General features: G+C 48.6%; 4 protein-coding genes. All 4 read right to left on the reverse strand.

Going from position 1 to position 23,149, the window contains the following annotated elements; translation table 11 throughout:
• Window positions 1-3: 3 nt before the first annotated feature.
• Window positions 4-17,220, reverse strand: coding sequence for a non-ribosomal peptide synthetase (locus D3H65_RS11505; protein ID WP_119050451.1), 17,217 nt, complete (start codon window positions 17,218-17,220; stop codon window positions 4-6).
• A 234-nt stretch (window positions 17,221-17,454) separates the two neighbouring features.
• Window positions 17,455-18,702: a glycosyltransferase gene (locus D3H65_RS11510; protein ID WP_119050452.1), complete on the reverse strand. Its 1,248-nt coding sequence runs from the start codon at window positions 18,700-18,702 to the stop codon at window positions 17,455-17,457.
• 19 nt (window positions 18,703-18,721) lie between these two features.
• On the reverse strand, window positions 18,722-20,626 hold the full coding sequence (locus D3H65_RS11515; RefSeq protein ID WP_119050453.1) for a biosynthetic peptidoglycan transglycosylase: 1,905 nt from the start codon (window positions 20,624-20,626) through the stop codon (window positions 18,722-18,724).
• A 91-nt stretch (window positions 20,627-20,717) separates the two neighbouring features.
• Window positions 20,718-23,087, reverse strand: coding sequence for an ABC transporter permease (locus D3H65_RS11520; RefSeq protein WP_119050454.1), 2,370 nt, complete (start codon window positions 23,085-23,087; stop codon window positions 20,718-20,720).
• Window positions 23,088-23,149: the final 62 nt, after the last annotated feature.

The raw sequence follows: 23,149 nt of genomic DNA on the forward strand, positions 1-23,149 counted from the left end.
AAATTATTCTTCAAATAGCGTAAGTGCATCGTCCAGCTGTTGCCCGGCCTCTTCTTCCACCTGCGCAAAGGGTGAAACATAGACTGGTTCTGTAAAACCATGCCGGGCCAGCTCTTTTACGTTTGCGTATTCAAATAAGGTGACCACTTTCAGGTTCTGCTGAAGCCGCTCATTGATCAGACCGGCCATTTTTACCAACAGCAGCGAATTGGCGCCAAGGTCAAAGAAGTTATCCTCTGTACCAATATCCGTGGCATTCCTGCCAAGTACAGAAGCGATGATCTCGATCAGTCTTACTTCCGTATCAGTAACCGGCGCAGTATATTTTACAGCGGCAACCGGCAATACACCGGGCAATTTGCCCATATCGATCTTGCCGTTCTTATTAAGGGGAAATTGTTCGATCAATACCAACTGGGCAGGTATCATATACCCGGGCAGGTATCTTCGTAGGTGTACCTTTATGTCTTCAACCGACAGATCCTTATTGCCTGTGAGGTAAGCGACCAGTTCTTTATTGCCTGGCACCGGTTCGTACACCACCACCTTAGCCCCCTCTACCCCTGCCCACTGCAACAAGGCATTTTCTACCTCGCCCGCTTCAATACGGTAGCCGCGTATCTTGATCTGGTCATCTATACGACCCAGGTATTCAATAGCGCCATCGGGCAGCCACCTGCCCAGGTCGCCCGACTTATACAAACGCGTGCTTTGCCCGATCTGATGGTCAATGAATTTTTCGGCCGTGATAACTTCTTTATTCCAGTAGCCACGGGCCAGCTGACTTCCTGCCAGGTAGAGTTCACCTGTTACACCTACCGGCACCGGTTGCCGGCATTCATCCAATATATATACACTGGTATTGGTTATGGGCTTGCCGATCGTGATGCGCTCGCCCACATGCCCCGTCTTAGCTACAATACAACCTACGGTAACTTCTGTAGGACCATATTCATTGTAGATCACGATATCCTTGTTCAATCGTCTCAATATCGCTACATGCCGGTCCAGCAATGCCTCCCCACCAGTGATAACCGTCCTGATCGAAGTGGCGGAAAGGTTCAAGGCTTCTATTAAACTGATATGAGCAGGAGTTAATTTAATAATATCCAGTGCATGCTTACCCTTCAGGTAGTCTGACAATACCTCACTTGTTTCCGCTTTTTGTGGGAAGATGTGCAATCGTCCGCCGCTGATCAGCGCGCCAAACAAACTGGTGATCGTAAGATCAAATGACAAGGAGCTATACAATCCGAAATTGCCCGGCGCATTGCCCAGGTAGGTTTCCCTCACCCAATACAGGTAATTGCCCAGGTTGTCATGCTGTACCATCACTCCCTTGGGCTCACCCGTTGAACCTGAAGTATAAATAATATAAGCCAGATCGTTTGCCGACACGGTAGCAGGAACAGGTGTTGCAGGTTCTATTTCAATGGCGATCCAGTCCCTGTCGGTGTAGAATTTTGTTATCCCTGTCACTTCCTCCAGCTGCTCTTTATGATCTGTATGCGTAACCAGCAATCCGGCCTGCACATCCTTCAGTATATACCTGATCCGCTCAATAGGATAAGCCGGGTCCACCGGTACAAAAACAGCCCCGGCTTTTAATATACCCAGTATGCCCACCATCATGTCGATACTCCGGTCCATGCACACCGCCACAAAGGTTCCTGCACCTGCTTTTTTGCGGAGGAGGTAATGCGCAAACTGGTTGCTGCGCGCGGCGAGTTCCCCATAAGTCAGAGACTCTCCATCAAAAGAAACAGCCACGGTGTCCGGATGTTCTCTGGCCCTGGCTTCAAACAACCCGATGATCGTTTGATCAGCTGCATAAGCCGAAGGCCCTCCACTGAATTGATCCGTTAGCCGGACCAGTTCGGCTGTTGACAAATAATCCAGCTGGTTAACTGGTTTATAGGGATCATTCAACGCAGCCGTCAACAGGCTAATATAATGACCAATAAATCCTTTTATCATTTCATGGCCATAGATATCGACATTGAACTCCACATTCAATTGCAGGTCATCGCCCCGGTCTTCTACGATAAAAGTAATATCAAACTTAGCCGGACGGCTTCCCTGGTCTATGATGTCGTAAGATGATTGTTCATCACGATGCGTATCGTTCTTGTCAGCAGTTACATCCGCATGCAGGTCCAGCCATACATCAAACAGCGCTGAGCGGCTTGTATCGCGCTTCAGGTCCATTTCATGAATGATCCTGTCAAACGGATAAGACTGGTGTTCATAAGCAGCCAGTACCGTTTGTTGTACCTGACCCAATAAACTACTGAAGTCGTCTTGCCCTTTAATGCTGCTGCGCAGCGCCAGCGCATTGAGGTAAAAACCCAGCTGGCCTTCCAACTCTATATGTTCCCTGCCCGATACAGGACTGCCTACAATAATATCTTCCTGTCCGGTATAGCGGTATAAAAGCATTTTCATGCCGGCCAGTAATCCCATGTATAAAGTAGCCTGGTGCTGCCTGCAATAATTCTTCAACGCGTGCGTGAGTGCCGGGCCGATGATCGTTGAGTAGCTATGTCCGCGATAAGTGAATACAGGCGGCCGCGCATTACGCACCGGTAAGGACAATACCGGAAGAACGCCTCCCAATTGGCGGAGCCAATAAGCCCGGTGCGCAGCAAAATCTGTTTGAGCCTGACTTTGCTGCCATACCGCATAATCCTTGTATTGGATACGCAAGGGAAGAAGCGCCTGTTCTACACCCTGCTGATAAGCAGTGAACAAGTCAAATACCTCTTTTGCCAGCACATTCATTGACCAGCCATCACCGATAATATGGTGCATCGTAAAGTGAAAAAGATATTGCCCTTCCCCTACCTGCATTGATCCCGCACGCAATAATGGACCTTCCGACAACCTGAACGGCCTGGCTGCTTCCTGCTGTACATATATTTCCTGCGCCGCAGCCGGCATTTCACGGGCATCAAAGAAATGCAGGGTAACAACAGCTTCTTCAATTGGTAAAACAACCTGCCTCAATTCTCCCGCTTCATTTTCGCGGAATACTGTGCGCAGTATTTCATGACGGGCTATCACCGCATGGATGGCACGTTGCAGGTGATCATTTACCTGGTCTCCCTGCACCAGCAGCTGACCCGATAAGTGGTAAGCCTGCGATGCCTGTTCTATCTGGCTCAATACCCATAAGCGCCGTTGTCCATCCGATAAAGGATAATCTGCTGCAGGCGGCGCCTGGGCAATGTTGCTATAACCGGTTACCTGTTTACCCGCTATCAATGCCGATTGACTGCGGATCGTTGTATGCGCAAACAATTCTGCGATCGTTAGCTTCACACCAAACCATTGGTAATAATGATTCAACAACTGCATCATGCGAAGACTGTGACCGCCCCGCATAAAAAAATCATCCAGTACACCAATACCCGTAGCCTGGTGCAATACCTCCTGCCAGATCAGCGCTACACGTTCTTCTGTAGCATTGGCCGGCCCTTCATATTCCTCAGTTAGCGTTCCTTCCACACCAGGCTCAGGAAGCGCCCGTTTATCTATCTTGCCATTGGCCGTTAAGGGCCAGGCATCCAATACAATGATATAAGTGGGCACCATATACCCGGGCAGCTGACGACCCAGCAATTCCTTTATCGACCGCACATCGGTTAATGTCTGACTCACTACATAGCCTGCCAGGTATTTCTGACCATCAGCACCCTCCACCGCCACCACCAGTGCGCCATCGATGCCCGCTATTGCCGCCAGTGCATATTCTACTTCTCCCGGCTCGATGCGATAACCACGCACTTTCACCTGTTCATCCGCACGGCCCAGGTATTCTATATTCCCATCTTCCAGCCAACGGCCTATATCGCCCGTACGATACAACCTCGCATTTTCTTTTTCACTAAACCGGTCTTTGATGAATTGCCGCGCTGTGAGATCAGCACGGTTAAAATAGCCCCTCGCTACCTGTGCGCCACCAATACATATTTCTCCGGCAATACCTACCGGCAATAAGCCTCCTTCGTAATCCAGTATATGAATAGTGACCTGGCGAATGGGTTTGCCGATCGTCACTTTACCATCTGCCAATACAGGGTCATGCGATAAAGTTGCACATACTGTATTTTCCGTAGGACCATAAGCATTAATAAGATGAATACCCAGCGACTGTATCGAACGGGCCAGTTCCCGGTTCAGGGGCTCTCCTGCCGACACCAAAGTCTTCAGCGAGCCGATGCCTTCCCGGATAGCCGGCAACAAGGACGGCGGTAAAACGGCCACCTCTACAGCTTCTTTCCTCACCATATCTGCCAACAAGGCGGGTGAATGGATCTCTTCTGCCGTGGCCACTACCAGTTTTCCGCCATTAAGCAGTGTATTGAATAGCTCATAACAGGAAGCATCGAAGGCAGGGGAAGCAAATTGCAGCACCACCGAACCCCTGGTGATGCCGAGCTCTACAGCTTGACCCCGGCTTAAATTCACCACGCCGCCATGCTCGATCATAACTCCCTTGGGCCTTCCGGTGGAACCCGATGTATAGATCACATAGGCCAGGTCATTCGCCTGTGGCCTATACTCCATCCGGCTCTCAGCACATGCCAACACCTCTGCATTGTTGTTTTCTGTGCACAGGAAAGTAGCACTATCCGATATAGTAAATAACGATGTATAGTCTTCATGAACAATAGCAAAAGGCGCAGCCAGGTCATTCAGCACATGGCCAATGCGCTCTGCCGGATAAGAAGGATCGATGGGCACATACGCAGCACCCGCTTTGATGATGCCCAGTATGGCCACCAGGAATCCCGTTGACCGCCTGGTACAAAGTGGTACCAGCGTACCTGGTTTGATGCCCTTGCCTACCAGGTAATGCGCCCATTGATTACTCAGTGCATCCAGCGCCTGGTAACTCAACACCGATCCACCGCACACTACCGCTATATCATCCGGCATAGCATCTACCTGTTCATAAAACAAGTCGATGATCGTTTTGCCTGCCAGGGATCCGGCAACTGCCGTATTAAAACGTTCGACCTGCAATTGCCTTTCCCGCATGGGCAGGTATTCGATGGCCGACAAGGATGTCTCCTCATGCCTGATTATAAAGTTGACCGCCTGCTCCAGGTGCGTCTTTATGCGCAGGATAGCCTCATCAGTAAACAATGCCCCGTTATATCCCAGCTTTATGTACATGCCCTCCCCCTCGGGAACAGCCATTACCGTAAGATCATAGTTCGTTTGGTCCCTTACTTCGGCGCCCAGCAAGGACAACCCTTCCAGTCCGTCGAGGTCAGGCCCCTTGTTTCCTATCAGCTGCTCTACCGGGTAATTTTCGTAGGTAAGGATATGATCGAACAACTGGTTGCCCAAGCCGCTGATCGTTTGTAGTTCGCTCAGCCGCAGATAATGATGCGGTACACCAGCAATGGCATCAGCCTGTATCTTTTGCAGCAGTTCCTTCATCGTCATGCCTGCTTCCAATTGCACCCGTACAGGCAAGGTATTAATAAACAACCCGATCATGTTTTCCACACCGTCCAGTTCTGCCGGCCGGCCCGATACTACCAAACCAAACACAACATCCTTGCTGTTATTATACCGGCTCAGTAAGAATGCCCAAACTGCCTGCACAAATACACTCTCCGTTACACCACACCCACGGCACAAACGCCTGATGCCAACTACCTGTTCAGCATTGAAATAAAGTGATTGATGCCTGGCTACATAATTGACCGGCCCCTGGTGTGTAGCCTTGAAAGGCACTGTGGCGGTGGTAGTATAACCAGCCAGGTAATGCGCCCAGTAATTTTTACTGACCGTATCCTGCAGTCGGGCAATGAATTGAATATAGTTAGCATAAGGAGTTACTCTGGTTAACGATGGCGTTTCACCATTAAGAAAACTTTTATAGATCGTGTACAATTCTTTGATCAGGATGCCCCTGCACCATCCGTCCATGAGGATATGATGGCTTGTCCAGATAAATTCATATTGCTCCTGCCCCAGGTCGAGCACCGTCAGCCGCATTTGCGATTGGCTATCCACGGCAAACCCTTCCCGCCGGTCTTCCTCTTTGTAGCGCATGAGCCAAAGGTCCCTGTCGGCTGTGGCGGGCAATACCTTATGCCTGAAATCCACCGCCACTTCTTTTCTCACTACCTGCAGCGTGCCCGCACCATATTCATGGTGAAAGGAAGTGCGCAACACCGCATGCCGGTTGACCAGGTAGCCATAACTTTTCTGCAATACTCCAATATCAAGCTTTCCATTCAACCTATAGGCAAGCTGTTCTATATAGGCGCCGGCATCCTGCTGCGCCAGCCAGTGATAATAAATACCTTCCTGCAGCGGTGATAGCCCATATATATTTTCTACGGGTCCATCTTCATTCAGTTGCTGCAATTCCTTCCTCGTCAACCCCTGGTAGATCAGGTCAGCGGGCGTAACAAAACTTTTCTTTACAGCGTGCAGTGTTGTAACAAGGCTTTTAAGGCTGGTTTCATACTGGTGAAGCAACCTGCGCATCGTGGCCTCCTCATACGAGTCAGGACTGTACCGGATCGTAATAGACAGTTTCCCGCCTATTACGATACCCGTAACCGTTAACAACTCTTTACGTTCATGAGCTGCATCTACTTCTTTACCGGTATAACCGGTCGAGAAATCAAAAGCAGCTTCTCCCGAAACCGTGGCCGCTCCTGTCCCAAAATCGCCGAGGTAATTAAACAGGATGGAAGGTTCCGGCATCTGCACCAACGGAGAAACTCCTTTTCCTTGTCTGTACCGCAAGAAGCCATATCCGCCCCCATTTCCGGGTACTTTCCGGATCGTTTCCTTAATAGCGATCAGGCTGTCTATATCAGTATCACAATCACTGATATCCGTTACTACCGGGTATATATTAGTAAACCAGCCTACCGTACGATGCACCTCTATGCCAGACAAATACCCATCACGACCATGTCCTTCGAGGTTGATCAGTATGGCTGATCTGTCAAATGTTTTCTTTACCGATATACTCAAAGCAGTAAGCAACACATCATTTACACGGGTATTATACGCATGGTGAATGGTTGACAATAACTGCCCCGTTTGCACCTCGTCCAACTCGAAACCCACCTGCCCCGCATCTTTTTCCCTATTCGCACCGCCGCTATGATCCGTCGGCAGTCTTTGGGGCGCCGCTTCCTGCGTAGCCAGCCAGTAGGGTAGTTCTTGTTCCACCTCTTCACTGTTGGCATAGGCCGCTTGCTGTAAGGCCCATTGCCTGTAACTGGAGCCATCCCCGGCCGGTGGCAGGCCTTCCCCTTTGCTAAGCTGTGTATAGATCGTAGAGATATCTTCCAGTAATATGCGCCAGCTCACTCCATCCGTTGCCAGGTGATGAATGACCAGCAACAACCGGTCGCCATCCTGCCGGTGAAACAGCGCAGCTTTCAACAGCGGTCCTTTTTCCAGGTCTATAGAAGCCTGCAGCCTCTCTGCTATTTGTTTCAGCTTTTCCTCGTTATTGCCTTCCTGCTCCAGGTGGTGTATGGCAAGGTGATAGCCATGCTCCACTGTTCCCCGGCTGTATCCCTTCCATTCATCATTTGTGAGCCTGTACACCATCCGCAAAGCATCGTGACGATTCACTATTTCCTGCAGGCATTGACGCAGCAACGCTTCATCGATGCCTCCCTTCCGGTATAATAACACCGATTGGTTATAATGTTGTTTGTTGGTAAACGATTGATCGAAAAACCTGGCCTGTACCGGCGTTAATGGTACTTCTCCGTCTGTAGTAGTTTCTTCCCTGGTATCTTTTACAACATGGCTCCCTGTCTTGTGAATTTGCAATACCAGTTCACGCAGCACCGGATAGCGCAGGATATCGCCGATCGTTACTGTAAATCCTTTTTGTTTCAAACGGCTGGCCAGCAAAATGGCCTTGATCGAATCGCCGCCGGACTCAAAGAAGCTGCCATCCATACCACCGGCAATTTCTTTTTTCAATATTTTGCTGCAGATCTCCAGCAACAAGGCTTCCAGTTCATTTTCTGGCGCTTTGAATACCTTTTCACTGACTGGCTCTGTGGCAGCTGTTAAAGGCAATTGTTTCCTGTCCGTTTTTCCATTGGCTGTAAGCGGTATCTTTTCCAGCCGGATCAACCTCCCCGGTATCATGTAGTCAGGTAATAAATTGCCCAATTGCGTTCTGATATCCGCCGGGGCTTTCCCTTCCGCACTGGTATAATAACCCACCAATACTTTTTCTTCTTCCGCTGCATCTGTATGCACCACTACTGCTGCAGACTGGATGCCGGGCAATTGCTGTAACGCAAACTCAATTTCCGGTAACTCGATCCGGTAACCCCTTACTTTTACCTGGTCATCGATGCGCCCCTCATAGTAAATATTACCATCAGACCGCCATTTTACCTGGTCGCCAGTACGGTATACCCTGCTTCCTGGTAAAAAAGGATCTTCTATAAATTTCTCTGCGGTCAGTGCACTGTTATTCAGGTATCCACGCGCCACCCCATCTCCTCCGGCAAACAGTTCGCCTGTAACACCTACAGGACAAGGCTGCAATGCCTTATCCAGCACATACACCCTGGTATGCGAATAAGGTTTTCCAACAGGCACTTTACTATATGACCTGTTCGCATCTACCGGGTGCAACAATACCCCGATGGTCGTTTCTGTGGGTCCGTAATGATTATACACTTCTCCTTTGTATCCCTGGTCTTTGAGAAGTCCCATTATTTTTTGAGAGAAACCTTCCCCGCCAAACAGCAGCCGTTTTACAGGCAGTACCAGCATTTGCTCACGGGCATAGGAAAGCCACAGGGAAGGAAATATCTTGAGACAATCGATCTTATGTTCTTTAAAATAATTGACCAGTGCTGTGCCATCATGCAATACTTCATCCGTGAGCACATGCACCGTGCTGCCAAGCGTAAGCGCTGCAAATAGCATCGAATGGTAAGCATCCGCTGCCAGCGAAGCCGGCAAAGCAAAGGAGGCACAACCGGCAAGCCGGGCTCCTGGTATAATGCCATACACATGGTCTACCAGCGATCGGTGTTCGATCATTACCCCTTTGGGCCGTCCGGTAGACCCTGATGTATAAATAATATATACCAGTTGCTCAGGATGGATGTCAATATCCAGGGCTGTTGCAGCCTCCTGGCCAATGGTGGCCCAGTCATGATGTATATCTGCCACTCTGATGTCGGCTGCAATACCCGCCAGTCCCGGCAATTCCTTTTCGGCCAGGATCAGCTTACAGCCCGTATCGTTAAAAATATATTGATTTCTGTCTGCAGGAAAAGAAGGATCTACCGGCACAAAGACAGCGCCCGCCTTCATAATACCCAATAACCCAACGATCAGGCCCGCTGTTTTTTTGGCGGAGATCACCACCCGGTCTTCTCTGCCAATGCCCTGCTGCACGAGGTAACGGGCCAATTGATTGCTTCGTTGATCCAGCTCCACATAGGTCAGTTGTTCCGTATCACCTGCCACTGCAATCGCATGCGGCGTTTGCTGTACCTGTAGCCTGAACAGATCTACCATTGTCTTATCACGTGGATAGGTCGATTCATTGATGTTGATGCCTGCCGTCAATTGCTGTATTTCTTCCGTTGACAGGTATTGGTGCCGGCTAATCGGCAACCCGGGCGCCGCCAACACCGCCTTCAGGAAATGTGTAAAATGAACGATCAGACGGCCGATCGTTGCGGTATCATAAATGTCTTTGTTGAAGCGTACGTTCATCACCAACCCTTCCTTTACTTCCGTACAGCTCAGCAACAGGTCAAACTTCACAGGCGTATCGCCCTTCTCTGTAATACCTTCCTGCACCAAAATATCTGCACTCCTGGTATCTCCTGCTGTATATTGGTTCTGCAGTGTCAGCATCACATCAAAGAGTGCCGAGCGGCTGGTATCCTGCCGCCTGTTCACTTCCTCTGCCAGCCTGTCAAACGGATAGGCCTGGTGCTCATAAGCTGCCAGTGTGGTGGCCTTTACTTTATCCAACAAGGTAAGAAACCCATCTTCCCCACTAAATCGGGTACGCAAGGCCAGCGTATTGAGGTAAAACCCGATCTGGTTTTCCAGTTCCGGATGCTCACGCCCCGCGACCGGTGTACCAATTATAATATCTTCCTGTCCTGAATAGCGGTAAAACAAGGCTTTCAATACCGTTACCAATCCCATAAAGAAAGTAGCTCCTGCATCCTGGCATATACGACGGAATGGTTCAATCACTTCGGCATCGATGGTGGTAGCCAAACAATACCCATTGTGCGTAAACACCGGCGGCCTGGCATTGTCGGCCGGCAATACCAATACCGGCAATTCACCTCCCAGTTGCTGCTGCCAGTACGATTGATGCGCCTTGAACGACTCAGTGGCCAACTGCTGTTGTTGCCAGTGAGCATAATCTTTATACTGTATCCGTAAACCAGGTAATACCAGGTTGTCATTTTTCATGAATGCTTCATAATACCCCAGCACTTCCCGGCCCAATACCTCCATCGACACCCCATCGCTGATGATATGGTGCATATTGTAATGAAGAATATACTGCTGATCACCTGTCTTGAGGAGTGTGGCACGAAGTAGCGGTCCCTGTTGCAGATCAAATGGCAGGGAAGACAAGTTTTGGATATAAGCCGTCACCGTTGCAGTCCTTGCCGTCAGGTCTTCATAAAGCAGCGTAAAGTTTGACTGCTCCGGCAATAATACTACCTGACGTACTTCTCCCGCTTCGTTTTCACGGAATACTGTGCGCAGTATTTCATGACGGGCTATCACCGCATGGATGGCACGTTGCAGGTGATCAATGGATCGATCCCCTTCCAGGTGCAGTTGGCCCGGCATGCTATACGCAAATGCCTGATCCTGTCGTTGACTAAGCATCCACAAACGCCGTTGCCCATCCGATAAAGGATAGTCTGCTGCAGGCGGCGCCTGGGCAATGTTGCTATAACCGGTTACCTGTTTACCCGCTATCAATGCCGATTGACTGCGGATCGTTGTATGCGCAAACAATTCTGCGATCGTTAGCTTCACACCAAACCATTGGTAATAATGATTCAACAACTGCATCATGCGAAGACTGTGACCGCCCCGCATAAAAAAATCATCCAGCACACCAATACCCGTAGCCTGGTGCAATACCTCCTGCCAGATCAGCGCTACACGTTCTTCTGTAGCATTGGCCGGCCCTTCATATCCCTCTGTTAGCGTTCCTTCCACACCAGGCTCAGGAAGCGCCCGTTTATCTATCTTGCCATTGGCCGTTAAGGGCCAGGCATCCAATACAATGATATAAGTGGGCACCATATACCCGGGCAGCTGACGGCCCAGCAATTCCTTTATCGACCGCACATCAGTCAATTCCTGGCTTACTACATAGCCTGCCAGGTATTTCTGACCATCAGCAGCCTCCACCGCCACCACCAGTGCGCCATCGATGCCAGCTATTGCCGCCAATGCATATTCTACTTCTCCCGGCTCGATGCGATAACCACGCACTTTCACCTGTTCATCCGCACGGCCCAGGTATTCTATATTCCCATCTTCCAGCCAACGGCCCATATCGCCCGTACGGTATAATCTTTCTCCGGGAGCAAAAGGGTTGGCTACAAATCGTTCTGCCGTCAATGCTTCCTTATGCCAGTAGCCCCTGGCCAGCGCTGCACCGCCTACATATATTTCTCCGGCTATTCCAATAGGCGATAACTGCATCGCCCCATTCAATATATACAATTGCGTATTGGCAATTGGCTTACCTATAAGCGGTATCTTTTTATTATCCCTGGCTATGGGATAATCCGTCACCATCACCGTACACTCAGTGGGACCGTATTGATTCACCAGTGTATAGGGTAAACCAGACACATCCACAAAAGGCAATCTGTCTCCCCCTATCAATATATACTGTAATGCCATATCGCCATCTCCGCGGCTGGCTACCAATGCGGGTATCAAGGCAGGCGGCACAAAAGCATGGGTGATCTTATGCCCACAATAGAAGGCATCTAGCTGGTCACTTTGCAGCCGCATCTCGTTATCGATAACAAACAAACAGGATCCCGACAACAGACCCGACCAAATCTCCAGGGCATTGGCATCAAATCCTACACCCGCCATTACTGTAGACCTTGATCCGGGCGATACATCGTATTTCCTGATATGCCACTCAATTAGATTAATGACCGAAGTATGTTCGATCATTACCCCTTTGGGTTGTCCGGTAGAACCTGAAGTATAAATGATATAAGCAAGGTCATTAGGTTGAATGTCTTTCTCCAGGCGGGTGGCAGGCATCGCATTGATACCGCTGATCGCCTCATCGTACCATATAAGATCAATCCCCTTTACCGCTGGTACCAGGTCAACGTACCGCCTATGAGAGATCAATAGATTAGCTCCGCTGTCTTCCAGCAGATACCCGATACGCTCCGGCGGATAAGCAGGATCGATCGGTATATAAGCTGCGCCGGTTTTCAGGATCGCTAATAAGACAATGACCATGTCCGCCGATCGGTCCATGCACACCGGTATGGGCGATCCATCATGTCTTAGCTGCTCAGTAATCCACCGGGCCAGGCGTGTAGCCTGTTCATCCAGTTGCCGGTAAGTAAGTTGTTGCAGGTCATCCTGCACCGCCAGACTATCCGGCTGCCTGTCGGCCATTTCTTCAAAGACGCCCACCATCGTCACATCCCGCCGGTAATCAGTAGCTGTATTATTGAATTGCGTCAACAACACCGCCTTTTCTCCGGCAGGCAAAAGATCAAGCTGCTGCAATGGCATGGCAGGATGCTCAACAAAGCGCTGTAGCAATGCCTGATAATGCTCCGTAAGACTTATAATCGATGATTGATCAAAAATGTCAAGGTTATAATCGATCCAAAACTGGTAGCCGTTTTCACCTTCCCTGAAATTCAACAGCAGGTCGAAGTTCACTCCTACCGGACCTTCTTCGATATCCGCTTCCACAGACTGCGGAATGGCAGCAGCAGCTCCACCGGGTTGGTTGTGCAATACAGCCATCACATCAAATACCGGCGCATGGCTGAGGTTGCGGGCAACACCCAGTTCTTCCACCAGCCTGTCGAAAGGAAAGGCCTGGTGTTCATACGCGGCTAAGGTCACTGCGCGAATATTTTTTATCAGCGATTCCGGTGTGCTGGTCTTCTCCAGCTGCGTACGCAAAGCAAGGGTATTGATATAGCAGCCAATCTGGTTTTCCAGCGCTGCCTGCAAACGGCCCGCTACCGGCACCCCCACAATGATATCTTCCTGTCCTGTATATCGAAATAACAAGGCCTTGAGTACCGCCAGCAATCCCATAAACAAGGTACCCTCCTGCTGCCTGCACAGGTGATGAAGCCCCTGCGTCAATCCTTTCGGAATAACCCTGGCTATCCGGTACCCGCGATGGGTAAAGACAGCAGGCCGCTTTTTTCCAAATGACAGATCAAGCACTGGCAGTTTGCCCGACAATTGTTGCAGCCAATACTGCTTATGCACCTGCATGCCTGCTGTTCCTAACTCCGATTGCTGCCACTCCGCGTAATCCTTGTACTGGATCCGAAGTGCCTGCGCAACGGGTTCTATCCCTTTATGATAACTTTGATAATAGCCGAATATTTCTTCCTTCAGCAATTCCATCGACCACCCATCGCTGATGATATGGTGCATACAATAATGAAACTGGTAGTCTCCATCCTGTTTTTTCACTACACCTGCTCTGAACAACAATCCTTTCTCCAGGTCAAAGGGAGCTGCCACAAACAACTGTTGCCAGCTATTCGTGCCCCCCGGTGGTGGTGTTCCCACGTTGTCGGTGACCAGGGTGAACAGCGTATCAACATAAGGCAAAATAACCTGCCTCAATACCCCTTCTTCATTGCGCCTGAACACTGTTCTTAATATTTCATGACGGGCAATCACTTTTCTGATAGCCAGTTCCAGGAATGTGCTGTCATATTGATGGCCCAGGTCAATAGAACCCGCCAGGTGATAACCACGCGAAGCCCCTTCCAATTGGCTCAATAACCACAACCGGCGCTGCCCGTCCGAAACCGGATAGTCAGCCGCCGTTTCAGCCAGCGTGATAACAGTATTATCAACTCCGGTATGCCCATCGACCAGCAAAGCATGTGCTGCAATGGTGGTATGGCGAAACAGATCGGCAATGGACAATTTCACCTCAAAGGCGAGGGCATACTGATTCACCAGTTGCATAATGTTGAGGCTATGCCCGCCCCGGTCAAAAAAGGATTCATTGGTACCAATAATATCCTGTTGTAGTACTTCTTTCCAGATAGCCACCATTTTTTCCTCTACCGCTGTTTGTGGAAGACTCAGTGACTCCTCCGAAGAACGAAGCATATCAGGTGCTATGTCTGGCAGTCCTCTCCTGTCAACCTTTCCATTCAGCAACAATGGCCATTCTTCCATCACCACCCACACATCGGGCACCATATAAGCAGGCAGCACTTTCCGCAACGCCTGTTTCCAGGCCCCAGGCGAGCTGGCTGACTGATCTGTCATTTTGATATAAGCCGTCAGCAACGGCGTATCCTGTAATTCTTTGATATCAACTATACATTCTGTAATACCTGGCAAGTTGAGCACGGCTCTTTCTACTTCAGCCGATTCGATCCGGTAACCCCGGTAGTTCAACTGACTATCCTTTCTTCCTTTGAAAAGGATATTTCCATCAGGCAATACCATGCCCTTATCCCCTGTCCTGTACATCTTCCTTCCTGGCGTCCTAAAATGCGCCACAAATTTTTCCCGCGTAAGTATTTCGCTATTTACATACCCCAGCGCCAGGCCCATACCCGCAATAAATAGATCACCCTCCACACCAAATGGCTGCGGCTGTAAATTATCGTCCAGTATATAGACCTCTTTATTGGCAATAGGTTTGCCGATAGGTATGATCGTGTCATCACTATTAACCCGGTAATAGGTAGCACACACCGTGGCCTCTGTAGGCCCGTATGTATTATAAACAGCTATTCCCTGCTGAAGTAACCTGTCTGTATAAGCCCGCTTTAGAACGTCGCCGCCACTGATCACTATGCGTACACTGGAAGGCAATGGCTGTTCATTTAAGCACTTCACCACAAAGGGAGTAGTACTGATCACTGTTATTCCTTCCCGTTCAATAGCCTCTACAAAACCGGCAAGATCACGGCGGTTTTCGAGGACATGCAAGCGCCCCCCTGAAACCAGGCAGGGAAATATCTCTTCTACCGAAGTATCAAAACTGATGGAAGATTGCTGCAGGAAGATATCAGCGGCTGTCAGTTGGAAGTAGGCTCCAAAAGTGCCCACATAATCCGCCATGGCAGCATGCGGGATCACCACTCCCTTCGGTGTACCCGAAGTACCCGACGTATAAATAATATAACAGGGCGCGTTGCCTGCAGGCGCTACCTGCTCCACAGGCTTGACCGGTAATTCCTCCTTCAACAATGCCTCGATCTCAAGCACCTCAACCCCCTGGCCGCCGGGTTTCTTTTCCAATACACCTGCAGCTGTCAATACCAGCGAGCATCCTGCATCCTGCAGGATCAATTCAATACGATGGGCAGGCGTTTCTATATCCAATGGTATATAACAAAGACCTGCACCCATACTCGCCAGGATCCCGGTGATCATCTGTTGAGAACGTGGCAGTAATAAGGCAATCTTCCCCCCATGGCCTGTTGCCTTCCCTTGTAAGCGCGGCAATAAGTCCATTACCTGCCTGTCTATTTCCCCATACGTGAATGAACCGTTGCAGCAGGAAATAGCCATACGATCCCTGTTCAGCACCTTCGACCGGTTCCACAACTCCCACACACATTGTGTATCCTGTTCTCTTACCGGACCTACCGCATGAGATAACAATTCTTCTTTTTCTGGATTTCCCAAAAGGGCTGCTTCGGCCACAACAAGATCCCCTTCCACCAATAAAGCGTTCACCAGCTCTTGCAGGCTCTCACAAACAGACCTGATCATCGCTTGCGTAAAATGGTCTTTGCGGTATACAAACCGTACATCAAACCCCTCGCCATGGTAATCCCGCAGGTAAATAGCCAGCTTATCTGTTTCTTCGTGATTGGAAAAAGCCACTGCATTTGCTTTCAACCCGCCAAAATCATCCGCAAAGTCAAAATCCTCATACGATACCCTGACATCATACAATGGTTTATTGCCCGGCAGTCGCAGGTCCTTTACCAGGTTGCCATATTGATAACGCTGGTGTTTGAGTACCGCGAGCATTTTTTGTTTCACCACCTGCAACACTTCACCAAACCGGCCAGCGCCTCCCAGGTCAAATCTGATGGGCAGCAGGTTCATAAATACCCCGGCCGTTTGTTTGTATATTTTCTTCCCCCTGTTCAGTACAGGAGTGCCAAACGCCATATTCGGCTGTTGCCTGGTCCTGCTGAAATAAATGAGGAACAAGCTCATAAAAACATGAAAGAGCGACACCCGGTTGCTGTCCGCAATCTTTTTCAACCCCTCTTTGGTGGCGCCCGAAAGATAAAGTACTTCGCTGCCTGAACCCGTATACCCATCATCCCCTTCCATTGAAAAAGGATGCCGGGGCACCAGTTCAGCAGGAACCTGCCGGTACTCCTGCAACCAGAAGTCCCGGTCCTTTGCAGACTCTGCCGACCCATAATACGCTTCATCATCCAATACATAATCACTGTACCGGTACGAAGGCATGGTATAAGCAGTATCCTTTCCCAACTCCCTGTACGCTGCCGCAGCCTGGTTCAGCAACAACCTGAACGACCAGCCATCACTAATGAGGTGATGGATCTTGGCATACCAGAAATGAGTGGAACCATCTATCTTAATAAGGCGGAAAGTAAATAAGAACGTGTGCTCAATCTCAAAGGCAGTACCAAAATCCTTTGTCATCCAGTCTATTGCCGCTGCTGCCGGATCGGCCGATGCGGAAAAGTCCATCGTTTCATCCTGGTAATAGCCCTGCACATCCCCCATATAACAAGAAGGGCCGTTGGCCGTATCCAAAAACTGCGAAGCATACACTTCCTGCGAAGCAAGCACCGTCCGGATCGCCTGATGGTACAGTACCTCGTTAAGGGGTCCTTGTAAACAGGCATATCCCCCGATATTGTATTTTGAAGACCCCGTAGCAATAAGCTGGTCAAGCCATATCAGCTTTTGCGAAACAGTAAGATTGTATTGTTGCATGAACCAAACGTATCAGCATGAAGAAATAACAACCGCAATAAATAGTATCTGGAAACACCCGGATCGGGTAATGTATTATACCAACCGGCAGTAAGGCGGTTGAGACCATAGCTATCGCTACGGTAAAGTGTAGTACATACTGCTGGAAATCGTTTATACTTAAAACCAGGTATCTAAGGTAAATTCAAACAACCCTTATTGCAGTAAAGGTTTTACGCAATTCTGCTTCGGTTTTTACGAAACATGCGATCGGTAGTGCGGAGCCACAAGCTCCGGTAACATACGCTCCGCAACAGCAACCCCTATCTGCTCCTTTTCTTTTTCTTCAAATACCAGCTGCATCTTTTTGATATTCCGCCTGATCGTATCATTCTTTAATACATACAGTATTTTTGTCCGCATATCTTCTTCAGATAATGCCTCGATATGGCCGCGTAGTCCCAACTTATGGTAGTCAACCAGCGTAGCATTTCGTACCTGGTCATACCGGATGGGAAAAACGATCATCGGCACTCCGTAATAAACACTCTCCTTGATAGAGCCCAGCCCTCCATGCGTAACTACCAGCGAAGCCCGTTGCAACACCTCCGTTTGCCTGGTCCATCGCATCAGCGTTACATTGTCCGGAACAATACCCAGTTCCCTGGTATCAAACTCGTTTCCTACCGAAAGTATTAAATGATGTCCCTGCAGGTCCTTATGCCGCATTACCTGCATCATAATAACAAAGAACTGTGCGCAGGCTGCCCCATAGCTCACCGCATAAGATCCGAGCGACCCATAGATGATATGGGCCCCTGGCTTTATGGCGCTCCAGTCAGGAATTTCCCCTCCTCGTCTGTTTGTCCATATCGACGGCCCTGTATAGTGTACTTTGTCATTGGGCGTTATCAGTTCCATCTCCAGTTCCGCGGGACAAAGGATCAGCTCATGCAGTTCATTCAATGGCAGCAACAGGTCCTGTAAGGAGGTAAAATCAATCCCCAATCCCTCTGCAAAACCAATAATATCCCCGGCCGTGTCTCCGGGAAGGTCCATGATCGTATCGATACATTCCTGCACAAAGCCCGCTCCCGGCTTTCTTAAATAAGTGGTCAGCAACAAGGGCCTGATCCCATATTTATAATGCAATAAGAGGATCTCAATATTCAGAAAACTGCTTATAATGAACAGATCTGGTTTTACGGCAGCAAAGAACGTATCCAGCTCTCCTTCCATGAGCTTATACAAATGTCGGCTTTTAATCTCCGCATCATCAAACGCCTCATCCATATTCCTTTTATTCGATTCGTTAAATCCCTTTGGGTATACATCCGTGAACACAGCATGAAAAGCAAATCCCTGCTCTTTTATAATAGCTTCATTATCTGTTACACTCAGGTACACAATGTCATGTCCCCTTTCTTTCAAATGAAAAGCCAGCTTGATCGAAGGAATAATATGTCCTTCCTTATTATCGATAAGAAAAGCAATAATAGCCATAATTATAAGCGATGATTATTTAGTAAATAGTGGTGGCGCTTTCCAGCATGGACATATCAACCACCTTGTTCCGGATAGGCAATACGTAATTGATCTCTGAAAAATCTTTTGCGCTGATGATGCCATTGGAGAGCACTGATCGCGAAACAGTCTCTATATGTTTCTTCAGGTTGCGTTTGAGTTGATCCGAGTCCATTAACAAGGCCTCATCAAAATGCTTCGGCCGGGGAATAATATACGTTAGCACAATACATTCCGTAACAGACAGATCGCGGGGTATCTTCGAAAAATAATATCGGCAGCCTTCCTTAATGCCGTATACGCCGGGCGCAAACTCTATAATGTTTAAGTAGATCTCTAGGATCCGCTTCTTGGGCAGCGTTAATCCCGTTTCCAGTAACCACGCGATCACGATCTCTTCGATCTTCCGGTATACACTTTTTTTGTGATTCAGGTACAGGTTCCTGGCCAGTTGCATCGTGATCGTGCTGCCACCACGCACCACCCGCCTTTGCTGCAGGTTTTGCAGCAGCGCATAGCCAATAAAGGAAATATCAGTGCCTTTGTGTACAAAGAAATTAGGGTCTTCCGTATTGATGATCGTTTTGTACAGTTTTTCCGGCATTTCATCCAGCCGGCTAAAGCATTCCTTCCCGGGCATTGATTCGATCGTTTTCACAAACCGGCCGTTGTCATATACATGGTGTACAAAAGGACCATGCAGGTGATAAAAACAGGTATTGTCCATTTTCCGGATCGTAAACTTGTCTTTCACCAGCCTTGTATGAAAAACAGCCTTATCCGTATGCTTCAATGAAAAAGATAAAAATGCATCGAAGGATAAATGACCACCACAATCAACCTGGTACAGGTCCTGGCAGGAGAAAGAAGGGAAAGAGGCCAGGAACTCCCGCACAGCAGTATTCCTGAAATCTACCTTGATCGCAAAAGACCTGTCAGCCGTCGTATACCGCACATAGGGTTTACAGGCCAGTAAATTGTATTCCATTTCCGAACTGTCCTCGATCGTAAAAAAGCCCCTGTTCACGCTACAATCCAGCTTCATGCGTAAATGAGAAAACGATACTTTTTCTGCGGCCACAAGGCTGTTGTGCACCTCCGCATCCTTTACCGTCATCCGCATAGTAAAGAAACTGGCGCTTGTCAACGTCAGTTCCCATGAAAAAAAGCTATACCCCAACAGGAGCGATCGCTTTCCATGCGTAATATGCAGCACCTTCTCTTTTCCAAACGGATATAATTCCTCGATAGCAATCCGTTTTTGTGCCCGGTCAATATGGCCTTTCATCTTTATTGGCAGGGACACCAGGTCAGGAAAACGCATCATGGTACAAAAAACACCATCACGAACAACGAGACCATCGAAGACAGCCACTTCACACACACTTCCCTGTTCTATATCCGCCTTCACCTGTTGTACCACCAGTTGCTCGGGCAGGTACCTGAACATCCTATTCAATCCGCTCCGCATCAATAAATATCCTCTTTGTATCCATAGCTCTTTGCTTTTTTCAGACCTGCCCGCCGCAGGCCGGCCACCGGGCACTGCAGCGGACGCCACTCCACCACGATATAAGAAATGCAGGTTACCCACCAGCAATTGCCGGATAGCCACCTTCCTTTGCAGCATTGCACGCAAATTCACAACTATGATCAGGTAAGAGAGCGTGATCACCATTCTTTCAGCAGCGGCGTACACCTTTATATCTTCACAATACAATTTCCCTGTAATGCTGATCCTGATCTTTTTGACCGTGATGCCAAGACCAAGCCAGCTTCCCATCCGCGTACAAAGCCGGGAGGTCAGTATGGCTTCCATCTTCGACATCCTGAATATGTCCAATATATATATACAGAGAACAAGCCACGCCAAACTCAGTTGGCCAGGGATACTTTTTCCCATGTTACAGTATTTTTAAATGGCAGGAAACCCCATGTGCGCAGCAACGCTCACAGGTCCCTTAGATGGTGGGGAGAAACCTTAGTGTACTACATTAGTCGTTCCGCATACTTTTCGACGGACTCACCAGAGCAGCACTGATCGATTTAAAACTGATGGTGAAAAATGTTATCAGGAGCGCTAGTAATGTTGCCACAATAAATACACTAAAACCAATGGATATCCTGTACTCGTATTGCAGCAACCATCCCCGTAAAAAATACCAGGCGATCGGTGAAGCAATGCAACAACTGATGAGTACCAACAGGAAAAAGTCTTTTGATAACAGGAACCACAATTGAGGCACCGAAGCACCCAGCACTTTGCGGATGCCGATCTCTTTTGTCCGCTGGTCTACCAGGAAAGCAACCAGGCCAAACAATCCCAGGCAGGAAATAAAAACAGCCAGCCCCGCAAACACCCCGGCCAGCTTGCCAATAAGCAGTTCAAGGTTGAACTTGCGGGCATATTCTTCACTTACAAACAAGTAAGTATAAGGGTAAGCAGGATTGTATTTGTTGAATACTGTTGCTACTCTTTCTATCGCTTCATTCATCCTGGTGGATGCCTTAAGCCGGTATATGATATCGTTGCCGCCGCGACCATGCACAAATATTGTAGGGGTCACCGGCGTAAAAGGCGACTCCATAATAGCATCTTCCACTACCCCCACGATCGTGGCACGTTGCGTCTTATTCCAGGTTATGATCTGTCCTATAGGATCAGTAAGCTGCATAGCCCGCACAGCCGACTCATTGATAATTATCCGCGAAGTATCAGCCTGCCAGTTCTCATAGAACGAACGGCCGCTTTTTAATTTGATTCCCAATGTATTAAAATAAGTATCTGAAGTGGAGATCACCCCTACCGATAATTTGTCTGTAGAAGTTTTTAGCGGCCAGTCCTCAATGACCGTATGCGACTTAATATCTGTAGCCGGACTCGACGCTTTGGTAATATTCTCCACAAGACCACTCCCCACCAGTTCAGTTTTAAGCGCCTCATAATTCCTTTGCAGATCGTCCGTTATTTTTGTCATCATCAGGTTTTCAGGCCTGTAGCCTACCGGCCTTTCTTTTACATAATTCACTTGCTTATAGATCACCATCGTGCTAATGATCAATGCCACAGAACAGGAAAATTGCAATACCATTAATATCTTGCGGGGTAATGCCGCTTCCTTACCCGTTTTTATAGACCCTTTCAATACCTTGGCAGGACGGAAAGAAGAAAGGTAAAAAGCCGGCCGGCTGCCCGACAGCAACCCTACCATCAGGATAGACCCGATCATAATAAGCCAGAACACCGGACTTCCGTAAGGAATATGCACTGAACTTTTGATCAGTGTATTAAAAGAAGGAATCACCAATTGTACCAATAATACCGAAACAGCAAAAGCCATAAAGGTCAGCAACACCGATTCCACCAGGAATTGCAGGATCAGTTCCATTCTGCCTGAGCCAATTGCTTTTCTCACTCCCACTTCCCTGGCCCGTTTCTCAGAACGCGCGGTAGACAGGTTGATAAAATTGATACAGGCAATACATAACACCAGGATACCCACAATGCCAAACATCCGCACATAATCAATAAAACCACCTACCGCCTTGCCATTCTTGAATTCTGAATACAGGCGCCAGTCCTTTATAGGATGCAGCATCACATCCGAATTCATTTCTTTGGTATGCTGCCGTACAAGATTTCTTATTTTAGGCTCCACCTGCTCATACCGCACACCTTCCCGAAGTCCAACAAATACCTGGAATGAATTATTCAGCCATTGTGAACGAGCCTCTTTCATCCAGTCCTTGGCCTGTTCAAAATAACTAAAGGGTACGAGGTAATGGAAGCGGAAAGCACTGTTGCCCGGAGGGTCTTTCAGTACCCCCGTTACTTTCATACCGTCTTTATTATCCAGTTTCACGATCTTGCCCATCGGATCCTCATCGCCAAACAAAGACCTGGCTGTTGAGATCGTAAGCACGATCGAAAAAGGTTCCTTAAGACAGGTTGCGCGATCTCCCTGCAGCATCGGGAACTGGAACAGACGCAAAAAATCACTGCCCACCTGCTGCCCATCGAGCAGCAGTTTGCGTTCTCCGGCAATCAGCCCATGTTCGTGTACCTGGTCCGACTCTGCCACGTATTGAATTTCGGGAATATCATGAGCAAGCACATCTGCCAGCGGCAAGGAGGTAGCATCCATCGTATTCACTTCCCCTTTGTCCCTGATATGGTTCATTTTAACCTGGTACAACTGGTCAAAATGAGGCAGGAACCGGTCATAGGAATATTCCGTGTAGATCCACAGTGAAATGATCAATACTACCCCAATTCCCGAAGCCAGTCCCAGTATATTTAAAGCACTGTACCCTTTATTTTTAAGAATATTACGCCAGGCCGTCTTAAAATAATTTTTCAACATAAGAAACAGGTTTGTTTATAGACAGGCCGTTTATGCGAATGTTGCCTGCGTAACCAGATTTT

The organism is Paraflavitalea soli (assembly GCF_003555545.1).
Classification (GTDB): domain Bacteria; phylum Bacteroidota; class Bacteroidia; order Chitinophagales; family Chitinophagaceae; genus Paraflavitalea; species Paraflavitalea soli.

Bases quoted from the DNA above. Each gene is read 5' to 3' on its own strand.
- D3H65_RS11520 (WP_119050454.1), bottom strand. From the start codon at position 23,087: ATGTTGAAAAATTATTTTAAGACGGCCTGGCGTAATATTCTTAAAAAT.
- D3H65_RS11505 (WP_119050451.1), bottom strand. From the start codon at position 17,220: ATGCAACAATACAATCTTACTGTTTCGCAAAAGCTGATATGGCTTGAC.
- D3H65_RS11510 (WP_119050452.1), bottom strand. From the start codon at position 18,702: ATGGCTATTATTGCTTTTCTTATCGATAATAAGGAAGGACATATTATT.
- D3H65_RS11515 (WP_119050453.1), bottom strand. From the start codon at position 20,626: ATGGGAAAAAGTATCCCTGGCCAACTGAGTTTGGCGTGGCTTGTTCTC.